Origin of the sequence: Rathayibacter agropyri (assembly GCF_013249015.1) — a bacterium.
Lineage (GTDB): Bacteria > Actinomycetota > Actinomycetes > Actinomycetales > Microbacteriaceae > Rathayibacter > Rathayibacter agropyri.
In genome coordinates, this window is record NZ_JABRPL010000001.1 from 122,168 (window position 1) to 148,159 (window position 25,992).

Here is a 25,992-nt window from a genome sequence, read left to right on the forward strand (position 1 = left end):
AGTGGTGGCCCGATCCTGGAGGAGACCTCAATGAAGAAGCTCATCAACGACCCGAAGAATGTCGTGGCGGAGTCGGTGGCCGGCTTCGGCCTCGCTCATGCCGACCTAGTGCGTGTGGAGGCGGATCCGCTCGTTGTCGTGCGGGTCGACGCGCCACGGCGGGGCAAGGTCGGCATCGTCAGCGGCGGCGGGAGCGGGCACGAGCCCCTGCACGCAGGCTTCGTGGGCGTCGGGATGCTCGACGCAGCGGTTCCCGGGCCTGTCTTCACCTCGCCGACTCCTGATCCGATCGTGGCAGCAACCCTGGCGGTTGACGGCGGCGTCGGCGTCCTCCACATCGTGAAGAACTACACCGGTGACGTCCTGAATTTCGAGACCGCCGCCGATCTCGCCGGCGCGGAGGGCGTCGAGGTGCGTTCGGTCATCGTCGATGACGACGTCGCCGTTAAAGACTCGCTCTACACGGCCGGCCGACGGGGCGTAGCAGGGACGGTGCTCGTGGAGAAGATCGCGGGGGCGGCCGCCGAGCGCGGCGACTCTCTGGACGAGGTCGCGGTGATCGCCGAGACCGTCGTCGCGAACGTGCGGTCGATGGGCGTGGCCCTCACGCCCTGCACCGTGCCGCACGCCGGTGAGCCGAGCTTCGAGCTGGGCGAGGACGAGATCGAGATGGGCATCGGGATCCACGGTGAGCCCGGGCGCGAGAAGATTCGCCTCGAGCCAGCCGACCGCATCGTGGACCGCACCCTTGAACCGATCCTCGAGGACCTGCCCTTCTCTGCCGGCGACGACGTGCTGCTGTTCGTCAACGGGATGGGCGGGACGCCGCAGATCGAGCTGTACATCGCCTACCGCCGGGCAGCCGAGGCGCTGGCCGAGAAGGGCATTACTGTGACGCGGAGTCTGGTCGGGAACTACACGACGTCGCTCGAGATGCAGGGATTCTCGCTCTCTGTCCTCAAGCTCGATGACGCGCTTACCGCGCTGTGGGATGCTCCGGTGCAGACCGCGGCGCTGCGGTGGGGACGATGACGGGGACGACTACCGAGAAAAAGGAGATGACGATGCAGGACGGACCGGGAGTGTTCGACGCACCGTGGGCGACGGCGTGGATCCGGCGTGCAGCGGAGGCGATCGCGGAGCACCGGGTCGAGCTGATCACGCTCGATCGGGCGATCGGCGACGGCGATCACGGGGAGAACATGGACCGCGGCTTCCAGGCCGTGCGCGCGAAACTGGAGGCTGCCGACCGCCTTGCCACGCCCGCCGATGTGCTGAAGCTGGTCGCGACGACGCTGATCTCGACGGTTGGCGGGGCGTCCGGGCCGCTGTTCGGAACGGCGTTCCTCAAGGCCTCGGGGGCGGTCGCGGGCAAGGAGTCGCTGGACAGCTCCGATGTCGTCGCTCTTCTCACAGCGGCACGCGATGGCATCGTCCTGCGCGGCAAGGCCGAGGTGGGCGACAAGACGATGGTGGACGCCTGGACCCCGGCCGTGGAGGCCGCCGCGGAATCGGCCGGCGAGGGAGCCGCTGCCTCGGCCGTCCTCGCCGCTGCTGCCGACGCGGCGCAGAGGGGAGCCGAGTCCACGGATCCGCTCGTCGCCCGAAAGGGCCGCGCCAGCTACCTCGGCGAGCGGGCGATCGGGCATCGCGATCCCGGCAGCGTATCGACCGTGCTGCTCCTGCGCGCAGCGGTCGAGGCGACCGCATGAGCGTCGGCCTGGTCCTCGTCTCGCACAGCGCTCGGCTGGCGGAGGGGCTGGTCGAACTCGCCGAGCAGGTGGCTGCTTCGGTCGCACTGATTGCCGCGGGCGGGACGGACGACGGTGGCATCGGCACCAGCTTCGACCGGATCACGGCAGCACTCGGCGAGGCGGATTCGGGGGACGGCGTCGTCGTCCTCTGCGATCTCGGCTCGGCGATCATGACGGCTGAGACGGCGCTGGAGTTCCTTGACGACGACGCGCGAGAGCGCGTGCGGATCGCGGATGCACCCCTCGTCGAGGGGGCGGTGGCGGCTGCGGTAGCCGCGGAGACGGGTGCGCCGCTCGACTCCGTGCTGGCGGCGGCGGAATCGGCACGCGGAGAAGCGGCACATGGAGAGACGGCCGTCCCCCTCCCAGGTGAGGAGTCCGCAGCGGCGCCTGCGCAGCGGCGCGCCCGCCTGATCAACCCCAACGGGCTGCACGCGAGGCCGGCCGCCGACTTCGTCACGGTGGCGACGACGTTCGACGCGCGCATCGACGTGAACGGCAAGGACGCGACGAGTCTGCTCGGCGTGATGGCACTCGGGCTCGACCGGGGCGACGAGGTCGTTGTGTCGGCGTGGGGGCCGCAGGCGGAGGAGGCGGTCGGCCGCCTCGCGGCACTCATCGAGTCGGGCTTCGGCGAGGTGTAGCGCAGATCCAGCGACCGCGGAGGCGCTGGCTCCTACTGTGGGCAGATGGCCCTTCGCGGAACCCGCCCCTCATCGGTGCTGCTCCGTCGGCTCGTCACCATCCCGCGGGTGGTGCGACGAGCGGATGCACGCGTGGCACGGCGTCTGAACGCGCGTCACCCCTCCGCGGTGGCCGACGGCGCGCTCGTCGTACTGTCGCGGGCGGCTGATCACGGCATTCTCTGGCTGGGCCTGGGTGCCGCGCTTGTGCTCGCCGGGCGACCGCGCGAGGCGTTGCGTGGCGCCGCTTCCCTCGCCGTCGCCAGCGCGACCGCGAATGTGGTGGGCAAAAAGCTGTTCGGAGGCGATCGGCCGCTGCTGGTCGACGTTCCCGTTGGCCGTCGGCTCGTGACAGTGCCCACCTCGCCGTCGTTTCCGTCCGGCCATGCGGCGAGCGCCGCAGCCTTCGCTGCGGGAGTGGCGCTGGAGTCGCCGCGGGCCGGCGCGGCCGTCGCTCCGTTTGCCGCCGCGGTCGCCTTCTCGCGTCTGCACGTCGGGGTGCATTGGCTCTCGGATGTGCTCGGCGGAGCCGCTCTCGGCGCCACCGTCGCCGCGGTCGGCAAACTCGTCGTCCCCGCCCGCCCGCGTCACGTCCCGGTGTCGGAGCGCGCAGGCCGCCCGCCTGTCGACCGCTGTCCGCTGGGCGACGGTGCCACCCTCCTGGTGGTACTCAATCCCGGGGCCGGGCGCGACTCGCACCGACCGGATCCGGAGCCGTTGATCCACTCCCGCTTCCCTCGGGCGCGCGTGCACCGGCTAGTCGATGGCGAGGATCTCGGCGACGTGGTCCGCTCCGCGCGGGCCGGCGCGACACCTCCCGAGGTCCTCGGCATCTACGGAGGTGACGGCACGATGTCGGTCGGGGCCGCCGTGGCGCGCGCCGAAGGGATGACGCTGCTCGTCTTACCCGGTGGCACGATGAACCACTTCGCCAAGGCGCTGGGGCTGCTCACCGTCGAGGACGCGCTGGACGCGGCGACTCTCGGCGAGCGCCGCGACGTCGATGTGGCCGAGGTGGTCGCCGACGGTGGGGAGCCGGTCACGGTGCTCAACACGGTGTCGATTGGCGTCTACCCGGAATTCGTCGCCGCGCGAGAGAAGCGCGAGAAGTCGATCGGTAAGCCGCTCGCCGCCGTGATAGCCGCCCTCTCGGTCGTGCGGAGCACCGATCCGTTCGAGCTACGACGTGATGGGCGTATCGACCGCGTCTGGTCGTACTTCGTCGGGGTGAACCAGGAGCATCCGCGCACAGCGACGCCGCTCGCCCGCCGCCGACTGGACGACGGGTGTCTCGATGTGCGGATCCTGCACTCCGGACGCACGCCTCGCACACGGGGCGCCTTCTCACTCGTCCTCGGACGCACTGCCACCCCACTGCTCGGGCGCGTCCCCGGTTGGCGAGCGCCCGTGGTCGAATCGTTCTCGACCCGCGAGATCACCGTCGGCGCTCGCCGTCCCGCGGGTACGGCTCCGGAATGGGCGCATGACGGCGAGACCGAGTGCTTCGACGGCACCTCAGACGGGTTTGACGAAGCGACGGTACGCATCATTCCACTCGGTCTGCGCGTCTTCGCGACGGCCGACTGACCACCCGCACGGCCGACTGACCATCCGCACGGAGAGGCGCATGAGCGACACCGACATCCTCCCTCGGCTCGGCGACGAGCTCGGTCAGCGCCTCGTCACGGGCGGTCCGGCCTTCGAGGCGGTCCACTCCGATAAGTCCGGCTGGTCAAGTCCGGGGCGTGCTCTCGCTCTGGTACAGGCCGAGAGCGTGGCGGATGTCCAATCGGCTCTGAGGCTCGCCGCCGAGTTCCACGTGCCCGTGGTTCCGCGGGGTGCCGGAACGGGACTGGCGGCCGGGGGAGTCGCGAGCGAGGGAGCCCTCGTCGTCTCGACCGCGGCTATGGACCGCATCCTCGAGATCTCACTGGAGGACGAGCTGGCAGTAGTCGAGCCGGGCGTGCTCAACCAGGCGCTCTCGGACACCGTGGCTCCCTCCGGGCTCGTGTTCTCCCCCGACCCGGCGAGCAAGGCCATCTCGAGCATCGGTGGCAACATCGCCACGAACGCGGGCGGCCTGCTCTGTGCCAAGTACGGAGTCACCCGCGAGGCGGTGCTCGGCCTCGCCGTCGTCCTTCCCGGAGGTCGCCTCCTGCGCACGGGTCGCCGCAGCGTGAAGGGCGTCACCGGCTACGACCTCACGGCGCTGCTCACGGGGTCGGAGGGCACTCTGGGCGTCATCGTGGAGGCCACGGTGAAACTCCGACCGATCCCCGCCGGGCCCGTGGTCACTCTCGGCGCGTACTTCCCGAGTGTGGTGGCTGCGGCCGCCGCGTCCGCCGCGATCACGGCAGCGCGCCTCCGGCCGGCGGTGATGGAGCTGATGGACGAGGCGGCGCTCGCCGCTATCGCGCGTTACACGGGCATTCGCCTCGATCGCGGGGCTGCCTACCTACTGGTGCAGACCGACGGCGGGGGAGCAGCGGGGGAGGCGCGGCAGATCCTCGAGATCGTTACGGCCTGCGGGGGCGAGGCGGAGGCCACCGACGACCCCGCGGAGGGTGAGGCGTTGCTCGCCGTGCGCCGCGCATTCCATCCGGCGCTCGAGGCCGAGGGCGAGGTGTTGATCGAGGACGTCTGCGTGCCCCGCTCGGCGCTCCCCGCGATGTTCGCCGCGATCCGCCGGATCGAGGAGCGGACCGGGCTGAGCATCCCCACGGTTGCTCACGCCGGCGACGGGAACCTGCACCCGAACTTCGTGCTGCCGACGGGTTCTCATGTGGTCGATGAGGGCGTTTGGGAAGCAGCGGCGGAACTGTTCCGCACGGCGCTGGCCCTCGGCGGGACTCTTACCGGGGAGCACGGCGTTGGCCTGCTCAAGCGGCGCTGGCTTGCGGAGGAGCTGGGGGAGGATTCGTTGGCCCTCCAGCGGGGGATCAAGGCGGTCTTCGATCCGCTCGGGATCATGAATCCCGGGAAGGTGTTCTGAAGGGTGCTCCTGCTGGAGCACCGTGAGTCGCAGGACAGTGGGCGATACCGGACTCGAACCGATGACCTCTTCCGTGTGAAGGAAGCGCGCTACCAACTGCGCCAATCGCCCGCAGGGTCATGACTGGACGACCCGAGAATCGATCGTAGCGGATCCCTCGGCGCCGGATGCACCACGACGCCACGCCACGCCCGCACTCCGCTCGATTTGGAAACTCGACCGCGGGTCGTATACATTCTTCTAGGTCGAGTCGGGCAGCGAAAGCGTCGGCCAGACAACGACCACCAGTACGACTTACATGCGGATGTGGCGCAGCGGTAGCGCATCACCTTGCCAAGGTGAGGGTCGCGAGTTCGAATCTCGTCATCCGCTCGAACGCCGGTCTTCTGACCGGTGTCATCGGGACGGCACCCTCGGGCCGCCGACACCGAATCCCGTGCACGGTGGATTGGCCGAGAGGCGAGGCAGCGGCCTGCAAAGCCGTATACACGGGTTCGAATCCCGTATCCACCTCGATCGTTCACCGAGCGAGGCGCTCCGCACGGAGCAACGGGCGATTGGCGCAGCGGTAGCGCGCTTCCCTGACACGGAAGAGGTCACTGGTTCGATCCCAGTATCGCCCACCACCAGAACCCCCGGCTTCGGCCGGGGGTTTTTGCCGTTGTGACGGTCGCCGTCGAGTCAGCTCGTCTAGGGTGAGCGACGCCGGAGCACGGGCGGCACTCGGAGCGGGAGGGACGGCCCATGACCACGCGGAACATCGGTGGACGCGACTTCGACTTCGAGCGGCAGGTCGCCGTGATGGCGGTCGTGAACCGCACCCCCGACTCCTTCTACGACAGGGGTTCCACCTTTGCCCTGGACAGCGCCGTGGCGGCGGCCGTCCGCGCGGCCGAGCAGGGCGCCGACTGGGTCGACATCGGCGGAGTGCCCTTCGGCCGCGGACCGGCCGTCTCGCCGCAGGAGGAACTTGACCGAGTGGTGCCGGTGGTGGCCGGCATTGCCGAGCGGAGCGACGTGGTCGTCTCCGTCGACACGACCCGTGCCGAGGTGGCCCTGGCGAGCATCACCGCGGGAGCCTCCGTCATCAACGACACCAGCGGCCTGCACGACCCGAGGATGCTGGCCGTGCTTGCCTCCTCCTCCGCGTCCCTCGTGATCACCCACAGCCTCGGCGCACCGCGCAGCGAGCCTGCCCGGCCCGAGTATGACGATGTCGTCTCGACCGTCCTCGAATACCTGGGCGCCAAGGCGGAGCAGGCCCGGGCCGCGGGTGTGCCGGCAGAGCGGATCATCGTCGATCCGGGGCACGACCTCAACAAGAACACGCTGCACACGCTCGAGTTGACCCGGCGTCTGGCGGAGCTGACGCCGCTCGGGTACCCGGTGCTCGCCGCGGTGTCAAACAAGGACTTCATCGGCGAGACCCTCGACCGGCCGCAGGGGGAACGGCTCGAGGGCTCGCTCGCCGCGGCCGTGATCTGCATCCTCCACGGTGCGCGGATTGTACGGATGCACGACGTGCGCCAGGCGGTCGACGCGGTCCGGCTCACGGAGGCGGTCCTGGGCTGGCGAGCGCCGGCGTTCCTCCGCCACAACGTGGAACCGACGGCGTGAGCGCCCGGATCGACGGGCTCATGCCGGCCGCGCCGGACCTCTCAGACGAGGCGTTGCTCAGGCTTTACACGGACGGGGGGAGCGAGGAGTGGCTGCGGGTCAACTTCGTCTCGAGCGTCGATGGAGCGGTCACGCGCGATGCTGTGTCGGGGGACCTGGGCGGCGAGGCCGACCTGCGCGTCTTCGACCTCCTCCGCCGACTCGCCGACGTTGTGCTGGTCGCTGCCGGGACCGTCCGCGCCGAAGGCTACGGTCCGATGGTCCTCGGGGACGAGGCCGCGGCGGCGCGAGGCGCCGCGGGCCTGCCACCGCATCCCGTGTTCGCGATCGTGTCGGGTTCGCTCGATCTCGATCCCGCCTCTCGGGTGTTCACCGAGGCTCCGGTGCGCCCGGTGGTCGTGACCACCAATTCCTCGTCGGCACACCGACGCTCAGAGCTGGCTGAGGTCGCCGACGTTCTCGTCTGCGGCGAGCAGGCACTCGACGTCGGGCGGATGCGCGCGCAGCTCGCCGAGCGCGGTCTCGGCCGGATCCACTGCGAGGGCGGACCGTCGCTGCTCGGCGCTCTGCTCGCGGCGGACGCCGTCGACGAACTCTGCCTGACGATCAGTCCGACGCTCGAGGCGGGGGAGGCGGGGCGTCTGGCGCACGGGCCGGTTCCGCAGGCGCGCGAGCAGCGCCTTGCGCATGTCCTCACGGCCGGAGACGTCCTCCTGTTGCGCTATCTGCGTCGGCGCTGAGCTACTCCTCCCGAGCAGCTGCTCCCGCGCTCCTACTCCCGCTGGCGTACGTTGTCGTCGCGCTTCGCCTCGGCGGCCGCTCGCGCGGCAATGACGGGGTTTGCCCCGGTGAAGCCGTCGCGGGCCGCGGCGATCGCCAGGATGCGCGGCTTCGCGACCTTCCAGCCGATGACGAGTGCGGGCACGCCGACGACCGCGACGATGCCTACCGTCCAGGTGCCGGTCGGGAAATCGGCCGCGATCAGCAGCACCACCACGACCAGGAACGTCAACGTGATCCACGAGGTGACCGGGGCTCCGGGCATTCGGAAGCTCGGACGCGTGAGCCGCCCCTGCGCGGCCCAGCGCTGCAGCTGCATCTGGCAGAGCACGATCATCCCCCAGCCCGTGACGATGCCCAGAGCGGAGACGTTGAGCACGATCTCGAACGCCTGCTTGGGGACGAAGAGGTTGAGCACGATGCCGATCAGGGTGATGCTCGCGGTGAGGAGGATCCCCCCGAAGGGCACTCCCTGCGCGTTCATCTTCCCGGTGAAGCGCGGGGCGGAGCCGTTCAGGGCCATCGAGCGCAGGATGCGGCCGGTGGAGTAGAGCCCGGCGTTGATGCTCGACAGGGCGGCGGTCAGGACCACGAAGTTCATGATCGAGCCCGCGATCTCGCCGAAGGAGCCGTCGCCGAGGCTGCTGAAGAAGGTGACGAAGGGGCTTTGGTCCTTCGAATAGGCTGTGAAGGGCAGCAGGAGGGTGAGGAGCAGGACCGAGCCGACATAGAAGACGGCGATGCGCAGGATCACCGAGTTGATCGCGCGCGGAATGACCTTGGCCGGTTCGGCCGTCTCGCCCGCCGCGGTGCCGACGAGTTCGACGCCGGAGTAGGCGAAGACGACACCCTGCACGACGAGGACGCTGGCGATCAGGCCGCCCGGGAGAATGCCGCCGTTGTCGTCCCACAGGCTGATGCCTGGCTCCACGGTCGTGCCACCGGCGTGCAGCGGCCAGCCCGCGGTCAGTACGACCACTCCGACGATGAGGAACACCACGAGGGCGGTGACCTTGATCAGCGCGAACCAAAACTCGAGTTCGCCGAAGACCTTCACCGAGACCAGGTTGAGCGAGAGCACGACGACCAGGGCGATGAGCGCGAGGAGCCACTGCGGCACCGAGGAGAACAGCGACCAGTACTTCACGTAGAGGGCGACGGCGGTGACGTCGGCGATCGCGGTCATCGCCCAGTTGAGGAAGTACATCCAGCCGGCGATGAAGGCCGCCTTCTCGCCGAGGAATTCGCGGGCGTAGGAGATGAAGGAGCCGGAACTCGGCCGGTGCAGCACGAGTTCGCCGAGCGCTCGAAGGATGAGGTACGCGAAAACGCCGCAGATGGCATAGACGATCACCAGCGAGGGTCCCGCCGAGGCGAGGCGACCGCCGGCACCAAGGAAGAGGCCCGTGCCGATGGCGCCTCCGATGGCAATCATTTGCAACTGCCGGGGCTTGAGTCCCGGGCGGTAGCCCTCCTGTTCCCTCGAGTAGTCGGGCTGCGAGGGCCCGTCGTGGTCGGCGTCGCTCTGCATCACGGAGGCTCCCTCGTCACCGGGTCGCGCCGAACGGGTGCTCGGCACGCCCGACAGGGTACGACCGCGAGTCAGAGAGGATGCAGGTGGCGTGAATTGTAGGCCGTGAATCCTCTCAGATTCGCGCTTTTCGGGCCCCTGGGCTGGTCCTCGCGCCGCCAAATCAGTCCTTTCGCGCCACTTCGTCGCCCTCATTCGGGGCCGAGCCGTCGCGGTTCTCGCTCGTGAGCCGTATCCAGCGTCCGTCACGCACGTCCTTCTCGTGCACAGTCGCCTTCTTGTCGCTCGCCGCCGTGTCGCGAGGAGGTAGCTGGATGGTTTCCTCCGCCTCGATGCCTGCCTGCAGCTCCCGGCCGCGCTCGAGTTCGGCGTCGAACTCGGCGCCGAAGAGCAAGGCGATGTTGGTGATCCAGATCCAGAGGAGGAAGACGATCACCGCGCCCAGGGACCCGTACGTCTTGTTGTAGTTGGAGAAGTTGGCCACGTAGAAGGCGAAGCCGGCGGAGGCGACGAGCCAGACCACCAGTGCGAGGATCGAACCGACGCTCATCCAGCGGAACTTCGGCTGCCGGATGTTAGGGGCCCAGTAGTAGAGGATCGCGACCGTCAAGACGGCAATGATCACGAGCACCGGCCACTTGGCGATGTTCCACACGGTCAGTGCTGCCGAGCCAAGTCCGATGACGTTGCCCACAGCGGTAGCGACCGGTCCGCTCAGCACCAGGATCAGCGCGGCGATCACGATGAGCACGACGGTGACGACGGTGACACCGAGCATCGTGGGCCGGAGCTTCCAAAATGGGCGCCCCTCGTCGATCTGGTACACCCGGTTCATGGCGCGGCCGAAAGCTCCGACATAGCCGGAGGCGGACCAGAGGGCGCCGACCACACCGGTCACGAAAGCGAGGCCCGCGGCGGAGGACCCGGTGAGCGCCTGGATCGGCTCACGCAGCAGGTCGACCACCTGAGCCGACGCGAGGTTGCCGACCAGGTCGAGGACGAGGTCGGTCGTAGCCTGCGCCTGCCCAAAGAGGCCGAGCACCGAGACGATCGCGAGCAGCGCAGGGAACAGGGCGAGAACCGCGTAATAGGTCAGCGCGGCGGCAAGGTCGGTGCACTGGTCAGCGCCGAACTCGCGGGCCGTTTTCTTCAGCACGTAGAACCACGAGCGCTTCGTGATATCAGTGATGTCATCCGGCTTGCGGGCGTCGTCAGGGTCGGGAGCGGTCTTCTCGCGGGTGGTGCTCTGCTCGGACATGCGCACACGCTACGGCGCGGTGGAAAGCGACGTGGCCCCCTTGACGAGAAGGGTGAAGACCTGTTGATGATCCTCAGCGCACGCGGGCATGGCGGGTGGCGGCGAGGGTTCCACAGACGAGGAACGAGCAGGTAGCGGCGAGCACGGTGAGCAGCGGCGCGTCCCAGCCGCCGCTGGCGTCGTGGGCGAACCCGATCACTGTCGGTGCCGTCGCGGCGACCGCATAGCCGATGCCCTGCACCGTGGCCGAGAGCCGTGAGGCGTGTGCATCCGAGCGCGACAGTCGCACGACGAGCACGAAGACAACCGTGAAGCCGCCGCCCTGCGCCACGCCTCCGAGCACGCACCAGAGAGCCCAGAGCTGCGGCGCCAGCAGCAGCCCGATCGGAACCGTGCACCAGAGCAGGCCGACCAGGAGGATGCTGCCGCGCGGTCCAAGCCGACGCACCAGGAGGGGGATCCCCACCGCTCCTGCGACCGCCGCGAGCTGGAAGACCGAAGAACTCGCTCCGGCCGTGGCTATCGAGAAGCCGTTGCGGTCGACCAGCAGAGACGGGAGCCAGGCGGTCACGCCGTAGTACGAAAAGGCCTGGCTCGAGAAGCACAGCGCGAGCGCCAGGACCGTCGCGCTGCGCCAGATCCTCGGTGCAGGTTCCGCTGGTCCGCTGCCGCGCACGAGCCGAGGCGCCGGTCGCAGAGCCGCCCGAGGGCCGACGGCGAGGAGCCAGCCGACGAGGGCCAGCGCGTTCAGGCCGAGCCAAATCACCAGGGCGCCGCGCCAACCGAGCGCGAGAGCCAGAGGTGCCGTTCCGAGTGACGTGATCGTTGAGCCGAGGTTAAGTGCCGCGGTGTAGACGCCCGTCGTCAGATCGATGCGCTCGGCCGAGACGTCGCGGCGGATCACGACGGGCAGCACGACGTTCCCGATCGTGATGAAAACCCCGATCAGAACCGTGCCCGCGACCACGGCGACAACATCGCCGGCCGAGCGGACGATCGTGCCCAGCGCGACTCCGAGGATCGTCACCGTCACGGCCGCGTCCGGACCTGCCCGGCGGATCACCAGGAGGGCGAGCGGAGTCGCGAGGGCGAAGCACAGCACCGGGATGCTCGTGAGGACTCCCGCCTGGCCGGAGGAGAGGGAGAGATCACCGCGGACGGCGTCGATCACCGGAGCGACGGCGACGATCGGACCGCGCAAGACCAGGGCGGCGAGGGCGACTGCGACGACGAAGAGCCAGGGCGCGCGCACCGGGATCAGCCGGAGAATCCGGAGGCGATGTTGCTCGCAATGGTGACGGCGCCCGAGACCAGGCCGAGGATCCCGGTGACCAGACCGGCTGTGGCGAGTCCTCGACCGCCTCCCACGACCGCGGCGGCCGCCCGGCCGCGCGCGGCGAAGAGGATCGCCAGGATCGAGGGCACCAGCAGCGGGTTGATCAGGAGGCTGATGATGCCGAGGACGAGGCTGGCGACGGCCATCGGATTGCGGCCGGCTGAGGAGGACGGAGCGGACGGGTAGGCGTACAGCTCCTGCTCAGGAGCTGCCTCGGGAGTGCCAGGCGCGGGCAAAGGGGCGGAGTCGTCGGGCATGCGCCGAGTCTAGAGCGGAGCGGAGTGCTCGCCTGCGCCCGGCCCACAGCGGACGGACGGCAGAATGGGCTCGACCAGGGGTCGGCCCCGAGAAAGGATGACGACGCATGGAAACCAGCGAGCACAGTCTCGCCGCCCGGGACACGGTCGCGATCATTGCGATCCTCGCGATGCTCGAGGGGGCGCTCGCCGTCGGTACGGTGCCGCAGTCGCTCGAGCGGATCCTCCTGCACGAGCTAGAGCGCAACGCCCTCGTCCTTCCCGGTGCCGAACGGGAGGAACTCGCCGCCGCTCTGCACGCGCTGGGTTCCCGCGTGCGCTGGACGCTCGGGTAGGGTCCCACCGCCGACTACAGTCGAGGGGTCAACCGAGCCCGAGGAGTGTTTGCCCGTGTCGAATGAACCGTCGAATCCCGCAGAGATCGAGTCCCACTCGGTCGTCACCGAGGCGGGTACGGGATTCACGCACTTCAGCGATCGGGCGGTCGTCGCGATCCGTGTCAACGGGGAGCTGAAGGACTTGGCGGCGGACGTCGTCGCGGGCGACCGCATCGAGCCCGTGCTGATCTCCTCGCCCGACGGGCTGAACATCCTCCGCCACTCCGCCGCGCACGTGCTCGCTCAGGCCGTCCAACAGGTCAACCCGGAGGCGAAGCTGGGTATCGGCCCGCCGGTCACCGATGGCTTTTACTACGACTTCGACGTCGAGGAGCCATTCACGCCTGAGGCGATGAAGGGGCTCGAGAAGGCCATGGACCGGATCATCCGTCAGGGCCAGCGCTTCGTGCGCCGCGTGGTCACGGAGGAGCAGGCGCGCGCCGAACTCGCCGGCGAGCCGTACAAGCTGGAGCTGGTCGGGCTCAAGGGCGGCGGAGCCGACGACGAGAACGTCGAGGTTGGCGGCGCCGAGCTCACCCTCTACGACAACGTCGACCCGCGCTCGGGCGAGACGGTCTGGAAGGACCTGTGCCGCGGCCCGCACCTTCCCAACACCCGCATGATCGGCAACGGCTACTCCCTGACCCGCAACGCGGCGGCGTACTGGCGCGGCTCCGAGAAGAACCCGCAGCTCCAGCGCATCTACGGCACGGCCTGGCCCACCAAGGACGAACTGCGCGCGCACCAGGCGCGGCTCGAGGAGGCGGCGCGCCGGGACCACCGCAAGCTCGGCCACGAGCTGGATCTCTTCTCGTTCCCGGACGAAATCGGGTCCGGATTGGCGGTGTTCCATCCGAAGGGTGGCATCATCCGCTACGAGATCGAGCAGTACATGCGGGAGCAGTTGCTCGCTCACGACTACGAGCTGGTCTACACGCCGCACATCACCAAGGGTGACCTGTTCATGACGAGCGGGCATCTGCAGTGGTACTCAGAGGGCATGTTCCCTCCGATGCACCTCGACGAGTTGCAGGACGAGGACGGCACCATCACTCGCCAGGGCCAGGACTACTACCTCAAGCCCATGAACTGCCCGTTCCACAACCTGATCTTTCGCTCACGGGGACGCAGCTACCGCGAGCTGCCGCTGCGCCTGGCCGAGTTCGGCACCGTCTACCGCTACGAGAAAAGCGGCACCCTCCAGGGCCTCACCCGGGTGCGCGGGCTGACGCAGGACGACGCGCACATCTACGTGACCCAGGAGGACGTCGCGGCCGAGTTGACCCGCAACCTCGAGTTCGTGCTCCAGGTGCTCCGCGACTACGGCCTGAACGACTTCTACCTCGAGCTCTCCACCAACGAGGAGGGCAACCCGAAGTTCGTCGGCGCACCCGAGCAGTGGGAGGACGCGATCGAGTCGCTGCGGGCGGTCGCCGTCGCCTCCGGCCTGGAACTCGTGCCCGACCCGGGCGGAGCCGCGTTCTACGGCCCGAAGATTTCGGTGCAGGCCCGCGACGCGATCGGCCGGACGTGGCAGATGTCCACGATTCAGCTCGACTTCAACCAGCCCGAGCGCTTCGAGCTCGAGTACACAGCGTCCGACGGATCGAAGAAGCGCCCCGTGATGATCCATCGCGCGCTCTTCGGCTCGATCGAGCGCTTTTTCGCCATTCTTACCGAGCACTACGCGGGTGCGTTCCCGGTCTGGCTGTCGCCGGTCCAGGTCGTGGGCATCCCGATCGCCGACGAATACCTGCCCTACCTCGAGGAGGTCGTGGGCGAACTCAAGCGCTCCGGCATCCGTGCCGAGATCGACTACTCCAGCGACCGGATGCAAAAGAAGATTCGCAACGCCACTCTGGCGAAGGTGCCGTTCCAGATCATCGTCGGCGAGAAGGACCGTGACGCTGGGGCCGTCAGCTTCCGGTTCCGCGACGGCACGCAGGAGAACGGGATCCCCGTCGCGGACGCCGTCGCGCGCATCCGCGACGCCGTCGCCACCAAGGCGCAGGTCTGAGCGTGACCGACCCTGTGCCCGAGGGAGCGGAGGGCTCGGCGCATCTCGCCGGCGTGCCCGACGAGTTCCAGCGCCTGTGGACACCGCACCGGATGGTCTACATCCGGAAGGGGCAGCCGGGAGCCGACAACTGCCCCTTCTGCGTCGCTCCCATGCTGAGTGACGAGGAGGCGCTGATCGTCGCCCGCGGCGAGCACGCGTACGTCCTGCTGAACCTGTTCCCGTACAACTCCGGCCACCTGCTGGTCTGCCCGTACCGGCACATCCCGTTGTACGACGAGGCCACTGACGAGGAAGTGGCTGAGATTGGGGCGCTCACGCAGACGGCCATGCGGGTCGTCCGTTCCGTCTCGAACAACGACGGCTTCAATCTCGGGATGAACCAGGGCGCCGTGGCGGGTGCCGGGATCGCCGCGCATCTGCACCAGCATGTGGTGCCGCGCTGGGCGACCGACGCCAACTTCTTCCCGATCATCGCGAAGACCAAGGCGCTCCCGCAGCTGCTGGGCGACGTCCGGGCGAGCCTTGCGGCGGCCTGGCCGAGCGAGTAGAACCGCCCGTATCTCGTAGACTCGCGAGCATGACCGACACGACCACCTCGTCCTCGTCCGCCTCGGAGCAGTTCGGCTCGAGCCGCGTCAAGCGCGGTCTTGCCGAGATGCTCAAGGGCGGCGTCATTATGGATGTCGTCACCGCCGAGCAGGCCCGCATCGCGGAGGACGCCGGTGCTGTCGCCGTCATGGCACTCGAGCGCGTTCCCGCCGACATCCGCTCCCAGGGCGGCGTTGCGCGGATGAGCGACCCCGACCTGATCGACGGCATCGTCTCTGCCGTCTCGATCCCCGTCATGGCGAAGGCGCGCATTGGTCACTTCGTCGAGGCGCAGGTCCTGCAGGAACTCGGTGTCGACTACATCGACGAGTCCGAGGTCCTCTCGCCCGCTGACTACGTGAACCACATCGACAAGTGGAAGTTCACCGTCCCCTTCGTCTGCGGAGCCACCAATCTGGGCGAGGCGCTGCGCCGCATCACCGAGGGCGCCGCCATGATCCGCTCGAAGGGTGAGGCCGGCACCGGCGACGTCTCCGAGGCGACCAAGCACATCCGCACCATCTCGGCAGAGGTGAACCGCCTCAGGGCTATGACGAAGGACGAACTCTACGTCGCGGCCAAAGAGTTGCAGGCCCCGTACGACCTGGTCGTGGAGATCGCGCAGACCGGCAAGCTCCCCGTCGTGCTCTTCACCGCGGGCGGGGTCGCCACTCCTGCCGATGCAGCGCTGATGATGCAGCTCGGCGCCGACGGTGTGTTCGTCGGCTCGGGCGTCTTCAAATCCGGCGAGCCCGCCAAGCGCGCCGCCGCGATCGTGAAGGCGACAACATTCTTCGATGACCCGAAGGTCGTCGCGGAGGCGTCACGCGGACTGGGCGAGGCGATGGTCGGCATCAACGTGGCCGATCTGCCCGCGCCGCACCGCCTCGCCGAGCGTGGCTGGTAACGAGCGGCTCCTCGTCGGCGTACTCGCGCTGCAGGGCGACTTCCGCGAGCACGCCAACGTACTGCGCAAGCTCGATGCCGACGTGGTGCTCGTGCGGCGTCCGCAGGAGCTCGCCTCCGTCGCCGGGCTCGTTATTCCGGGAGGCGAGTCGACGGTGATGGACAAGCTTTCACGACTCTTCGGACTCGCGGAGCCGGTCGTCGCGGCAATCGAGGCGGGTCTTCCCGTCTACGGAACCTGCGCAGGGCTGATCATGCTCGCCGACCGCGTGGTCGACCGCATCGACGGGCAGCGGAGTTTCGGCGGGCTCGACGTCTCCGTCCGCCGGAACGCGTTCGGCAATCAGCTCGACTCCTTCGAGACCGATCTCGACGTGCCGGCCCTCGGCGACCCTCCCGTGCACGCTGTGTTTATCCGCGCGCCCGTCGTGGAGGAGCTGGGGGAGCGGGCGACGGCGCTCGCCTCGGTGTCCGACGGCAGGGTTGTGGCCGTCGAGCAGGGCAACCTCCTCGGAACGGCGTTTCATCCGGAGATCACCGGTGACTACCGTTTTCACGAGCTCTTCCTGCGGAAGGTTGCGGCCACTCGCTTCGGCGCGTGAGGGTTGTTGCATGCCCGAACTCCCCGAGGTCCAGGCGCTCGCTCTCGACCTTGATGCTCGCCTCGGCGGCCGCGTGCTCGAAAGGCTCGACGTTTTCGCGATTTCGGCGCTGAAGACGGTAGCGATCCCGCCATCCGCTCTAGCAGGGCAGATGGTGCACGGCGTGACACGGCACGGCAAGTTCCTCGATTTCGCCGTCGGCGATGCGCACGTGCTTCTCCACCTTGCTCGCGCGGGCTGGGTGCGCTGGCGGCCAGAGCGACCGACGGTGCCCGTGAAGCCGGGGCGGGGTCCGCTTGCCGCGCGGCTGATCCTCGATGACGGTTCGGGCTTCGATGTGACCGAGGCCGGGACCAAGAAGAGCCTCGCGCTCTCGATCGTCGCCGATCCGCTCGACGTGCCGGGCGTCGCCCGATTGGGCCCGGATCCGCTCGATCCCGCCTTCACCCAGGAAATCCTCGGCGCGATCCTCGCTACGGCGGGCCGGGCGCAGCTTAAGGGTGTCCTCCGAGATCAGTCCCGGATCGCGGGCATCGGCAACGCCTACTCCGATGAGATTCTGCACGTGGCCCGTCTGTCACCGTTCAAGCCCGCTGCACTGACGTCCGATGAGCTGGACCGCCTGTACTCGGCGCTCCGCTACACGCTCAAGGAGGCGCTCGCACGAGCCGAGGGCCTGCATGCGGTGGACCTTAAACGCGAGAAAAAGCTCGGAATGCGCGTCCACGGGCGCACCGGTGAAGCCTGCCCCGTCTGTGGTGACACGGTCCGCCAGGTGATCTTCGCCGACTCCACCCTCCAGTACTGCCCCACCTGCCAGACGGGAGGCAAGGTCCTCGCGGACCGTGTGCTCTCCCGGCTGGTGAAATAACTGTGGCGGTGCTTGTTTCCGCGCCGGTTCCTGCCCGGCGCGTGCGCCTACGGTGATCCGCTGGCACACGGATCGCCGGTTCGGCTCGCAGAGGCCGCTCCTCGGTGAAGGGCGCGGGAGGGGCTGGTGAAAGGGGGCGTTGTCAGAAGGGCGGGGGTGAGGCGGTGGAGTGGGGCTGCCGTGGTGGTTGTGGGGGAGGGGCGGGCGGACGGCCGTGCAGCGTTGGTGGTCGCGTGGTGACGCGTCGGCCGGTCGGAGTGGTCCAGTCTGCGGTGCCGTCGGGGTGGAGCACGTAGGTCCATCGGTCGCCGTGCCGGACGTGGTGGTGCGCGACGCACAGGCAGGCGAGGTTAGTCAGTGCGGTGTCGCCGCCGTTGCGCCACTCGATCGTGTGATCGACCTCCGATGTCGCGGCGGGCCGGGTGCAGCCGGGGAAGCGGCAGGTCTGATCCCGCAGCTGGAGGTGGAGCCGCATCCGTGGCGGCGGTACCCGGTGCGTGCGTCCAACGGAGACGACCATCCCCGTGTGCGCGTCGGCGAGGACCCGGGTGAAGGACGGTGCGACGCCCGCGAGTTCCCGCGCGACGCTGGCGGGGATTGGCCCGTAGCCGTCGAGGTCAGCGGTGGCGTCGTCGAGACCCGCGGCTGTCCTTAACGCGAGGGTGAGCCTGACCTCGGCTCGCACTCCCGGCACGAAGGTCGCTGCGACCCCGGTGCCGTCGCCGACGGGGGTTGTGCCCGAGACGTCACCGTCGCAGAGCAGATCGGCGAGCGCATCGGCTCGAAGCTGGGCCAGCGTTCGCTCGTCGCCCTCGCGGAGCGTTCGGGCGATACGATCCAGCCGGTCATACGCTCCGAGAACGAGAGGCGCCGGGAGCTGTGCGCAGAGCGTCGCCATCCCGTCCACGTCTGGAGTCACCCAGACGCGCCGGTCTTCTTGGGCACGTGAATGGCGGCCGGCGAGAGGTTCCTCATGCAGCTCCTCCCGCAGCCGAGCCACCACGCGGCGCAACTGTGTCGGGGTCATCGAGACGGCTGCCTCGACGGCCCGCTGGTCGAACAGGGCCCGGGAGTCGACGGGCAGGGTGCGCGCGATGACGCAGATTACCTGGCCCGCCTCCCAACGGATGCGCGCCGCGGCCAGTGCGGCCCGTGTGCAGGGCAAGTCCTCGACGAGCAACTGCGCCTGCTCCAGCTCGCGCGACACGACCCGCTCCGACACTCCCAGTGCTACCGCGAACTCTGCCCGGATCGACCGCTCCACCAGATCGCCCGCCTCGCTGCGTGAGAGGGATCGCCCTCGTGCGAACGACTCCGGGCAGGCGAGCGCCGCGCGGTACCCCGCGTACAACTCCTCGGCCGCCGCGAGAAGCACGGGGGCAGCGGACCGGACGAGGCCGGCCGCCCGATCGCCACGCGACCGCACCTCCTCCAGCACAGCCTCCGCCGCGCCTGTCTCGCCTGCATCTGTCATACAAGTATTGAATCAGCGACCACCGACACCAGCGCGACTGTGACCGCTCACACGGGACAACTCGGCCGGGGTGGTCGCCTGTGGAGGAGCGACGTCCCCGCTTCCCGGTACTGCCCTCGGGCGCGGCTCCGGCCGCCCCGGCAGCGCCCGATTACACTGGTCGAGCCATCAGCGGCGTCCTGCGGGAGTCGCACGAAACGAACTTTCCGAGGGAGCACCGTGTCCGGGCATTCCAAGTGGGCCACGACCAAGCACCAGAAGGCGATCAAGGATTCGCGCCGCGCGAAGTCCTTTGCCAAGTTGATCAAGAATATCGAGGTGGCCGCCAAGATGGGCGGTGCCGACCTCTCCGGCAATCCGACGCTCGTCGATGCCGTGCAAAAGGCGAAAAAGACCTCGGTGCCGAACGACAACATCGACCGCGCGATCAAGCGCGGCGCCGGCCTCACCGGCGAGGTCATCGACTACACGACCATCATGTACGAGGCCTACGGACCGAACGGCATAGCCCTCCTGGTCGAGTGCCTCACCGACAACAAGAACCGCGCGGCAGCGGACGTCCGCACCGCGATGACCCGCAACGGCGGCACCATGGCCGACCCGGGCAGCGTCGCCTACAACTTCGCGCGCAAGGGAGTCATCTCGGTGCCGCACGGAGACAGCGTGACCGAGGACGATGTGCTCGGCGCGGTCCTCGACTTCGGTGTCGACGACGTGATCGACCACGGCGAGAGCTTCGAGGTCCGCACCGAGCCGAGTGAGCTCGTGCCTGCACGCTCCGCCCTCCAGGACGCGGGGATCGACTACGACTCCGCCGACGTCGAGTTCGTCGCCTCGCTCCAGGTCGAGGCCGACGCCGACACCGCCCGCAAGGTGTTCCGCCTGATCGACGCACTCGAGGACTCGGACGACGTGCAAAACGTCTACACCAACCTCGACATCACCGCAGAGGTCCGCGCCGAGCTCGAGAACGAGGAGTGACCCGGTGAGCCCGGCCTGCTCCGCGAGGATGCCCTGATGCGCGTCCTCGGGATCGACCCCGGGCTCACCCGGTGCGGTGTTGGCATCGTCGATGTCACGCGGGACCGCCGAGCGACCCTTGTGCACGTGAGCGTGCTGCGCACCCCGGTCGGTGACCCCCTCGAACGCCGCCTCCTGGCCCTCGGCGACGGGATCGAGGCGCTGCTCGATGAGCACCGGCCGGATGCGGTCGCTCTCGAGCGCGTCTTCGCGCAGAACAACGTGCGCACGGTCATGGGCATCGCGCAGATCAGCGGAGTCGCGCTCGTCGCCGCCGCTCGCCGCTCCCTCCCCGTGGGGATGCACACGCCGAGCGAAGTGAAGGCCGCGGTCACCGGCTACGGAGCGGCCGACAAGCGCCAGGTAACTGCGATGATCCAGCGGGTGCTGCGCCTCGACACTCCGCCGACTCCTGCCGACGCTGCGGACGCCCTGGCGCTGGCCGTCTGTCACGCCTGGCGCGCGCCCCTTGTCGCCGCGCCCGGCGCGGGCGACGGCGAGACCGCGGCGCAGCGGGCTTGGCGCGCCGCGGAGGCCGCGACTCGAACGCCTGTTCGAGCATCTAGACTGGCGCGGTGATCTCCTCCCTCCGCGGCACTGTCCTCTCCGCTCGGGGGAGTCTCGCCGTGCTCGATGTCCACGGCGTCGGCTACGCGGTCAATGTCACTCCGCAGCACGCCCTCGACATGCGCGTCGGCGACGAGACCACCGTCAGCACCGTGCTCGTGGTGCGCGAGGATTCGCTGACCCTCTACGGCTTTCCGGACGAGGAGCAACTCGAGATCTTTGAGCTGCTGATCGGAGTCACGGGTGTCGGCCCGAAATCGGCGCTCGGCGTCCTCGGTGCAGTCGAGCCGGATCGCGTCGCGCAGGCGGTCGCCGAGGAGGACGACGCGGTGTTCCGCAAAGTCAGCGGCATCGGCCCGAAGACGGCGAAGCTGATCGTCCTGTCGCTGGCGGGCAAGCTCTCCGTCCGCCCGCGAGCCGCGCGGGGCTCCGGCGCGGGTGCGACCGCTGCGCAGAGCGTCCTGTCGGCCCTCGTCGGTCTCGGTTGGCCCGAGCGCACCGCCGCCGACGTGGTGGACGAGATCCTGCTCGACGCGCAGGCCTCGGACGCCGCGAACGTGCAGGCCCTGCTCCGCCTCGCCCTCGCCCGCCTCGGCCCTGCGGCGCGCTCGTGAGCGACGACGACGTGCTCGGCCCCGAGGTCGCCTCCGAGGCCGAGATCGCGTTCGAGGGCGCGCTGCGGCCCAAGAGTCTCAGCGAATTCGTCGGTCAGCGAAAGGTGCGCGGTCAGCTCGAGCTGCTGCTGAAGGCGGCCTCGATGCAGGGACGCACGCCCGACCACATCCTGCTCGCCGGCCCGCCTGGTCTCGGTAAGACCACGCTCGCGATGATCGTGGCGGAGGAGAGCTCCTCGCCGCTGCGTCTTTCGAGCGGACCGGCGATCCAGCACGCGGGCGATCTCGCTGCCGTGCTCTCGTCGCTCTTGCCAGGCGAGATCCTCTTCATCGATGAGATCCATCGCATGGCGCGCTCGGCGGAGGAGATGCTTTACCTCGCGATGGAGGACTTTCGGATCGACATCATGGTGGGCAAGGGCGCGGGAGCCACGTCCGTCCCGCTGGATCTCGCTCCGTTCACCCTGGTCGGGGCGACGACCCGCTCGGGTCTGCTGCCCAATCCGCTTCGCGACCGTTTCGGCTTCACCGCCCATCTCGAGTTCTATGCGGAGGACGAGCTGCGGCAGGTTCTCGCACGCGCGGCGCGACTGCTCGAACTCGACATCGACGCCGACGCGGTGGCCGAGATCGCCGGCCGCTGCCGGGGCACCCCGCGCATCGCGAACCGCCTGCTGCGGCGGGTGCGCGACTTCGCACTCGTGCACGGGGGACGAGCCGACGTCACCGCCGTCCGCGCCGCCCTCGACCTCTACGACGTCGATGCGCTCGGCCTCGACCGGCTCGACCGCGCCGTGATGGAGATCGTGCTGACCCGCTTCGACGGCGGTCCCGTCGGGTTGAACACCCTGGCGGTGTCGGTGGGGGAGGAGGCCGAGACCGTCGAGGCGGTCGTCGAGCCGTTCCTGGTGCGGATCGGCCTGCTCACCCGCACACCCCGAGGGCGCGTCGCGACGTCGGCCGCCTACCGGCACTTCGGGATCGATCCGCGTGGAGCAGCGTCTCCGCAGTCGCTGTTCGAGGATGACCTATAATTTCCTAGGCCCGACGGGCCGCTCGATTCGCTCCTCCTCGACCCGAGGCCGTGCGGCGGATCGCCACTCCACTCCGGAAGGCCCACCCATGGATCCGACGATCATCCTGCTCGTCCTGCTGCTCGCCGTGATGATGATCTTCATGTTCCGCAACAACAAGAAGCGCCAGCGCGATGCGGAGAGCATGAAGAACAACCTCGTCCCCGGGGTGGAGTTGATGACCGGTTCCGGGCTGTTCGGCACTGTCGTGTCTATCGATGACGAAGCGAACAAGATCGTCATCGAGTCGACACCCGGCACGCTGCTCACGATCCACCGCCAGGCCATCGCCCGCCTGATCGACCCGAGCGAGAACGTCGCAACAGAGACCGAGGTCGAACCGCTGACCGCGACCACGTCGCCCGAGTTCGGCGAGCGCGACGCAGCGCATCGCGACCCGCTGGTCGACCCGGTCGAGCGCGATCGCCGACCGGACGCGCAGTAGTCTCCTGGGCGGGTAGGGCGCTCCGGCGCCCCGCCCGCCCTTCTCCGTGTCCGGGCGACTCCGGGCCGATCACCAACGAACGAAGAGAAAGCTGAGCCCTGGGTGGCCGCATCAACCCCCGTCCGGAAGGCCCGCCGCTCCCTGAGCTGGCTCGGTGTCCTGATCCTCGCTCTCGTTGGTCTCAACACGGCCGCTGTCCTGTGGGGTGGCGGGTCGTGGATGCCGAAGCTCGCGCTCGACCTCGAGGGCGGCACACAGATCGTCCTCCAGCCTCAGCTCAACGACGGCGACGCCGTCTCCTCGGAGCAGCTCACTCAGGCCGTCTCGATCATCCGTCAGCGGATCGACGCGTCGGGCGTCTCCGAGGCCGAAATCACCACGCAGGGCTCCAGCAACATCGTCGTTTCGATCCCCGGCACCCCGGACGACGAGACGCTCCAGCGCATCGAGGCCTCGGCGAAGCTCGACTTCCGGCCCGTGCTCGTCGCAAGCCAGGCCACGAACACCGCGGTCGGAGGCGACGCCACGTCATCGCCCACACCGACTCCCGTCGACCCGTCACTGGCCACCGAGCCGACGTCTCCGCCGGCCAACGCGAGCGACCTCGCCTACCTGACGCCGGCGCTCCAGGCGCAGTACACCTCGTTCGACTGCGCCTTCTTGAACAACCAGGACCCGAACCTCGCCCCAGCGGATCAGCCACTGATCACGTGCGACCCGAGCGGCGCCGTCAAGTACGTGCTCGGCCCGGTCGAGATCACCGGCGAGGACATCTCCGACGCCTCCAACGGCCTGATGACCACGTCCTCCGGAGCCAGCACCGGCACCTGGGCCGTCAACCTGTCGTTTGACGACCAGGGCACCCGCGCCTTCGGCGACGTGACCTCGCGCCTCGTCGCGCTCCAGGGAGCGCAGAATCAGTTCGCGATCGTCCTCGACGGCCGGGTCATCTCGGCGCCCTCGACGAACGCCGCGATCACGGACGGCAACGCGCAAATCTCGGGATCGTTCACGCAGGCGTCGTCGAAGACCCTCGCCGACCAGCTGAAGTATGGTGCGCTGCCGATCGGCTTCCAGGTGCAAAGCTCCGACAGCATCTCCGCCACGCTCGGCTCGGCCCAGTTGGCCAGCGGCCTTCTTGCAGGGGTGATCGGTCTCCTCCTGGTGATCCTCTACTCGATCGCGCAGTACCGAGTGCTCGGCGCCGTCACCATCGCGTCGCTGATGGTCGCCGCGATCGTTACCTACCTGGTGGTGACTCTGCTCTCGTGGCGGGAGGGACTGCGCCTCTCGCTCGCAGGAGTCGCGGGCTTGATCGTCGCGATCGGCATCACGGCCGACTCCTTCATCGTGTACTTCGAGCGGATCCGCGACGAGCTGCGCGATGGCCGTGGCTTGGAGTCGGCGGTGGAGGCGGGCTGGCGCCGTGCGCTGCGCACGATCTTCGCCTCCGACATGGTGAACCTGCTCGCCGCCGTCGTGCTGTTCCTGCTCGCGGTGGGCAGTGTTCGCGGCTTTGCGCTCACTCTGGGCATCACGACGCTGATCGACCTGGTCGTGGTTGCCCTCTTCACCCACCCGATCCTGCAGTTGATGGCGACGAGACCGTTCTTCGCGGAGGGGCACCGGGCGTCCGGGCTCGATCCGCGAGCGCTCGGAGCGGTCTACCGTGGTCGCGCGGCGTTCCGTCCGCAGGACCAGGTGGTCGCAGGCAAGCGCGCCTCCGCTGCCCGCGAGGCGGCCAGGCGGCAGACCATCGCCGAGCGCAAGGCCGCCGAGGCGGCAGGCACGCGCAACGCCACCGAATCGACCGGGAAGGACGCGTGATGGCCAGCTTCTCGCAGTTCGGAAACGACCTCTACACCGGTGCGCGCTCGGTCGACTTTGTCGGGCGGCGCCGCACCTGGTACCTGATCTCACTCGTGCTCATCCTGATCACCGTGCTCGGTACGGTCGCGCGCGGCGGGTTCAACTTCGGCATTGAGTTCACCGGCGGCTCGCAGTTCACGGTCTCGTCGCCGTCGAGCCTTGACCAGGCCACGGCGACGGATGCCGTGACCGCCGTGGCTCCCGAAACCGTGCCGCGCGTCTCGATCGTCGGCGACGACTCCATCCGCGTGCAGACCGGCCAGCTCTCGACGGACGAGTCAACCTCGGTGCGCAACGCGCTTTCGGAGGCTTACGACGTGCCGCCCGAGCAGGTCGCCTCCTCCTTCATTGGCGCGGCGTGGGGCAACGACATCACGCAGCAGGCGATCCGCGGCCTGATCATCTTCGTGGTCCTGGCCGCCCTGGCGATGTGGGCGTACTTCCGCACCTGGAAGATGTCGCTCGCCGCCATCGTCGCGCTGCTCCACGACCTCGTGATCGTCGCCGGCGTCTACGGCATCACCGGCACCGAAGTCTCGCCCGCGGCGGTGATTGGTCTGCTCACGATCCTCGGCTACTCGCTGTACGACACGGTGGTGGTCTTCGACAAGATCCGGGAGAACACGGCGGCGGCGATGGACAGCACGACGCGCACATTCTCCGAGACGGTAAACCTGGCCGAGAATCAAACCCTCGTCCGCTCGATCAACACGTCGATCGTCGCCGCGCTCCCGGTCGCCGCGATCCTCGTGATCGGTGCCTTCGTCCTCGGAGCCGGCACGCTGCGCGACATTTCTCTTGCGCTGCTGATCGGCATCATCGTCGGCACCTACTCCACCATCTTCGTCGCGGCTCCGCTCTACGCGCAGCTGCGCAGCCGTGAGCCGGAAATCGTCAAGCACGACAAGCGGGTCGATTCGGCGCGCGCGAAGGCGACCGCACCCGCCGCGCCGGCAGTGCAGGGCTAACCGATGGCCGACTACTCTCAGGTCTCCGCCGCCGACGCGGTCGGCCTCGTCGCGCGCGATGAGGTCTGGCTGCTTGATGTCCGTGAGCCGCACGAGTGGGCACTCGGCCACGCTCCCGGCGCCCACCACATCCCGATGGGCGAGATCGGACAGCGGCAGGCTGAACTGCCTGACGGCGCCCCGATTCTCGTTGTCTGCCACTCGGGCGTCCGCTCGGCGAGAGTCGCGCAGGCTCTCGCCGGCGCCGGCTACGAGACAGCGAATGTCGAGGCGGGAATGACCGCGTGGGCCGCGGCCGACGGCGCCGTGGTCGACGACGACGGTCGGCCCGGCCGCATCGACTAAGAACCGGTCTGTTCGTGAGAGGCGCAGCGGTCATCCGCATCCCCC

26 protein-coding genes and 4 tRNA genes are annotated in these 25,992 nt (G+C 68.9%); 24 read left to right on the forward strand and 6 right to left on the reverse strand.

Annotated elements, in window-relative coordinates; all coding sequences use genetic code 11:
• Nucleotides 1-30: 30 nt before the first annotated feature.
• The 5 genes from dhaK to HRF29_RS00635 are packed head-to-tail and all read left to right on the forward strand — an operon-like array spanning nucleotide 31 to nucleotide 5,429.
• Entirely contained in the window at nucleotides 31-1,032 is a 1,002-nt protein-coding gene (gene dhaK, locus HRF29_RS00615) for a dihydroxyacetone kinase subunit DhaK (protein WP_173243157.1), read from the forward strand.
• Entirely contained in the window at nucleotides 1,029-1,712 is a 684-nt protein-coding gene (dhaL, locus tag HRF29_RS00620; protein ID WP_425503077.1) for a dihydroxyacetone kinase subunit DhaL, read from the forward strand. Before dhaK ends, dhaL begins: the two co-directional genes overlap by 4 nt.
• Nucleotides 1,709-2,398, forward strand: coding sequence for a dihydroxyacetone kinase phosphoryl donor subunit DhaM (dhaM, locus tag HRF29_RS00625; protein ID WP_173243160.1), 690 nt, complete (start codon nucleotides 1,709-1,711; stop codon nucleotides 2,396-2,398). Before dhaL ends, dhaM begins: the two co-directional genes overlap by 4 nt.
• Nucleotides 2,399-2,443: 45 nt before the next feature.
• On the forward strand, nucleotides 2,444-4,024 hold the full coding sequence (locus HRF29_RS00630; RefSeq protein WP_187698085.1) for a bifunctional phosphatase PAP2/diacylglycerol kinase family protein: 1,581 nt from the start codon (nucleotides 2,444-2,446) through the stop codon (nucleotides 4,022-4,024).
• A gap of 40 nt (nucleotides 4,025-4,064) precedes the next feature.
• Complete coding sequence (locus HRF29_RS00635; protein WP_173243163.1) at nucleotides 4,065-5,429, forward strand: FAD-binding oxidoreductase; 1,365 nt, start codon at nucleotides 4,065-4,067, stop codon at nucleotides 5,427-5,429.
• 38 nt (nucleotides 5,430-5,467) lie between these two features.
• Here the strand turns inward: HRF29_RS00635 and HRF29_RS00640 are convergent.
• A tRNA-Val gene (locus HRF29_RS00640) sits at nucleotides 5,468-5,540 on the reverse strand.
• A gap of 189 nt (nucleotides 5,541-5,729) precedes the next feature.
• On the opposite strand from HRF29_RS00640, the gene HRF29_RS00645 reads away from it, so the two are divergent.
• The 5 genes from HRF29_RS00645 (at nucleotide 5,730) to HRF29_RS00665 (ending at nucleotide 7,786) form a co-directional block, all read left to right on the forward strand.
• Nucleotides 5,730-5,801: transfer RNA gene (locus HRF29_RS00645), tRNA-Gly, on the forward strand.
• Between the two features lie 70 nt (nucleotides 5,802-5,871).
• A tRNA-Cys gene (locus tag HRF29_RS00650) sits at nucleotides 5,872-5,942 on the forward strand.
• Between the two features lie 38 nt (nucleotides 5,943-5,980).
• Nucleotides 5,981-6,055 (forward strand) — tRNA-Val (locus HRF29_RS00655).
• Nucleotides 6,056-6,173: 118 nt separating this feature from the next.
• The gene (folP, locus tag HRF29_RS00660; RefSeq protein ID WP_173243166.1) at nucleotides 6,174-7,046 is read left to right on the forward strand and encodes a dihydropteroate synthase; all 873 of its coding nucleotides are present in this window, start codon (nucleotides 6,174-6,176) and stop codon (nucleotides 7,044-7,046) included.
• Nucleotides 7,043-7,786: a pyrimidine reductase family protein gene (locus tag HRF29_RS00665; RefSeq protein ID WP_343043592.1), complete on the forward strand. Its 744-nt coding sequence runs from the start codon at nucleotides 7,043-7,045 to the stop codon at nucleotides 7,784-7,786. The genes folP and HRF29_RS00665 overlap by 4 nt, the downstream gene beginning before the upstream one ends.
• A 32-nt stretch (nucleotides 7,787-7,818) precedes the next feature.
• On the opposite strand, the gene HRF29_RS00670 is transcribed toward HRF29_RS00665, so the two are convergent.
• The 4 genes from HRF29_RS00670 to HRF29_RS00685 all read right to left on the reverse strand — a co-directional run bounded on the left by HRF29_RS00670 (nucleotide 7,819) and on the right by HRF29_RS00685 (nucleotide 12,208).
• A complete protein-coding gene (locus HRF29_RS00670) occupies nucleotides 7,819-9,357 on the reverse strand; it encodes an amino acid permease (protein WP_173245770.1) in 1,539 nt (512 codons plus the stop codon).
• Between the two features lie 163 nt (nucleotides 9,358-9,520).
• Nucleotides 9,521-10,615: a YihY/virulence factor BrkB family protein gene (locus HRF29_RS00675; protein ID WP_173243169.1), complete on the reverse strand. Its 1,095-nt coding sequence runs from the start codon at nucleotides 10,613-10,615 to the stop codon at nucleotides 9,521-9,523.
• A 73-nt stretch (nucleotides 10,616-10,688) separates the two neighbouring features.
• Nucleotides 10,689-11,867 (reverse strand): MFS transporter, encoded by a 1,179-nt coding sequence (locus HRF29_RS00680; protein ID WP_343043593.1) that lies wholly within the window; start codon nucleotides 11,865-11,867, stop codon nucleotides 10,689-10,691.
• A 5-nt stretch (nucleotides 11,868-11,872) separates the two neighbouring features.
• A complete protein-coding gene (locus HRF29_RS00685; RefSeq protein ID WP_173243172.1) occupies nucleotides 11,873-12,208 on the reverse strand; it encodes a hypothetical protein in 336 nt (111 codons plus the stop codon).
• Nucleotides 12,209-12,315: 107 nt separating this feature from the next.
• Between HRF29_RS00685 and HRF29_RS00690 the strand changes: the two genes are divergently transcribed.
• The 6 genes from HRF29_RS00690 (at nucleotide 12,316) to HRF29_RS00715 (ending at nucleotide 17,572) form a co-directional block, all read left to right on the forward strand.
• On the forward strand, nucleotides 12,316-12,543 hold the full coding sequence (locus HRF29_RS00690; RefSeq protein ID WP_173243175.1) for a hypothetical protein: 228 nt from the start codon (nucleotides 12,316-12,318) through the stop codon (nucleotides 12,541-12,543).
• 85 nt (nucleotides 12,544-12,628) lie between these two features.
• The gene (thrS, locus tag HRF29_RS00695; protein WP_343043655.1) at nucleotides 12,629-14,602 is read left to right on the forward strand and encodes a threonine--tRNA ligase; all 1,974 of its coding nucleotides are present in this window, start codon (nucleotides 12,629-12,631) and stop codon (nucleotides 14,600-14,602) included.
• Nucleotides 14,603-14,604: 2 nt separating this feature from the next.
• Nucleotides 14,605-15,153, forward strand: coding sequence for an HIT family protein (locus HRF29_RS00700; protein ID WP_343043594.1), 549 nt, complete (start codon nucleotides 14,605-14,607; stop codon nucleotides 15,151-15,153).
• Between the two features lie 29 nt (nucleotides 15,154-15,182).
• Nucleotides 15,183-16,100, forward strand: coding sequence for a pyridoxal 5'-phosphate synthase lyase subunit PdxS (pdxS, locus tag HRF29_RS00705; RefSeq protein WP_173243182.1), 918 nt, complete (start codon nucleotides 15,183-15,185; stop codon nucleotides 16,098-16,100).
• A complete protein-coding gene (gene pdxT, locus HRF29_RS00710; RefSeq protein ID WP_343043595.1) occupies nucleotides 16,090-16,701 on the forward strand; it encodes a pyridoxal 5'-phosphate synthase glutaminase subunit PdxT in 612 nt (203 codons plus the stop codon). Before pdxS ends, pdxT begins: the two co-directional genes overlap by 11 nt.
• Nucleotides 16,702-16,711: 10 nt before the next feature.
• Nucleotides 16,712-17,572, forward strand: coding sequence for an Fpg/Nei family DNA glycosylase (locus HRF29_RS00715; protein WP_173243188.1), 861 nt, complete (start codon nucleotides 16,712-16,714; stop codon nucleotides 17,570-17,572).
• A 142-nt stretch (nucleotides 17,573-17,714) separates the two neighbouring features.
• Here the strand turns inward: HRF29_RS00715 and HRF29_RS00720 are convergent, their stop codons facing one another.
• Nucleotides 17,715-19,046 (reverse strand): HNH endonuclease signature motif containing protein, encoded by a 1,332-nt coding sequence (locus HRF29_RS00720; RefSeq protein WP_173243191.1) that lies wholly within the window; start codon nucleotides 19,044-19,046, stop codon nucleotides 17,715-17,717.
• 219 nt (nucleotides 19,047-19,265) lie between these two features.
• Between HRF29_RS00720 and HRF29_RS00725 the strand changes: the two genes are divergently transcribed.
• From HRF29_RS00725 to HRF29_RS00760, 8 genes are all read left to right on the forward strand, one after another.
• The gene (locus HRF29_RS00725) at nucleotides 19,266-20,027 is read left to right on the forward strand and encodes a YebC/PmpR family DNA-binding transcriptional regulator (protein WP_173243193.1); all 762 of its coding nucleotides are present in this window, start codon (nucleotides 19,266-19,268) and stop codon (nucleotides 20,025-20,027) included.
• Nucleotides 20,028-20,063: 36 nt separating this feature from the next.
• A complete protein-coding gene (gene ruvC, locus HRF29_RS00730; protein ID WP_173243197.1) occupies nucleotides 20,064-20,645 on the forward strand; it encodes a crossover junction endodeoxyribonuclease RuvC in 582 nt (193 codons plus the stop codon).
• Nucleotides 20,642-21,247 (forward strand): Holliday junction branch migration protein RuvA, encoded by a 606-nt coding sequence (gene ruvA / locus HRF29_RS00735; RefSeq protein WP_173243200.1) that lies wholly within the window; start codon nucleotides 20,642-20,644, stop codon nucleotides 21,245-21,247. The genes ruvC and ruvA overlap by 4 nt, the downstream gene beginning before the upstream one ends.
• Nucleotides 21,244-22,281: a Holliday junction branch migration DNA helicase RuvB gene (gene ruvB / locus HRF29_RS00740; RefSeq protein WP_173243203.1), complete on the forward strand. Its 1,038-nt coding sequence runs from the start codon at nucleotides 21,244-21,246 to the stop codon at nucleotides 22,279-22,281. Before ruvA ends, ruvB begins: the two co-directional genes overlap by 4 nt.
• 88 nt (nucleotides 22,282-22,369) lie before the next feature.
• On the forward strand, nucleotides 22,370-22,765 hold the full coding sequence (gene yajC, locus HRF29_RS00745; RefSeq protein ID WP_173243207.1) for a preprotein translocase subunit YajC: 396 nt from the start codon (nucleotides 22,370-22,372) through the stop codon (nucleotides 22,763-22,765).
• Between the two features lie 102 nt (nucleotides 22,766-22,867).
• The gene (gene secD / locus HRF29_RS00750; protein WP_173243211.1) at nucleotides 22,868-24,592 is read left to right on the forward strand and encodes a protein translocase subunit SecD; all 1,725 of its coding nucleotides are present in this window, start codon (nucleotides 22,868-22,870) and stop codon (nucleotides 24,590-24,592) included.
• Nucleotides 24,592-25,602, forward strand: coding sequence for a protein translocase subunit SecF (gene secF, locus HRF29_RS00755; RefSeq protein ID WP_173243214.1), 1,011 nt, complete (start codon nucleotides 24,592-24,594; stop codon nucleotides 25,600-25,602). Before secD ends, secF begins: the two co-directional genes overlap by 1 nt.
• 3 nt (nucleotides 25,603-25,605) lie before the next feature.
• Complete coding sequence (locus tag HRF29_RS00760; RefSeq protein ID WP_173243217.1) at nucleotides 25,606-25,947, forward strand: rhodanese-like domain-containing protein; 342 nt, start codon at nucleotides 25,606-25,608, stop codon at nucleotides 25,945-25,947.
• Nucleotides 25,948-25,992: the final 45 nt, after the last annotated feature.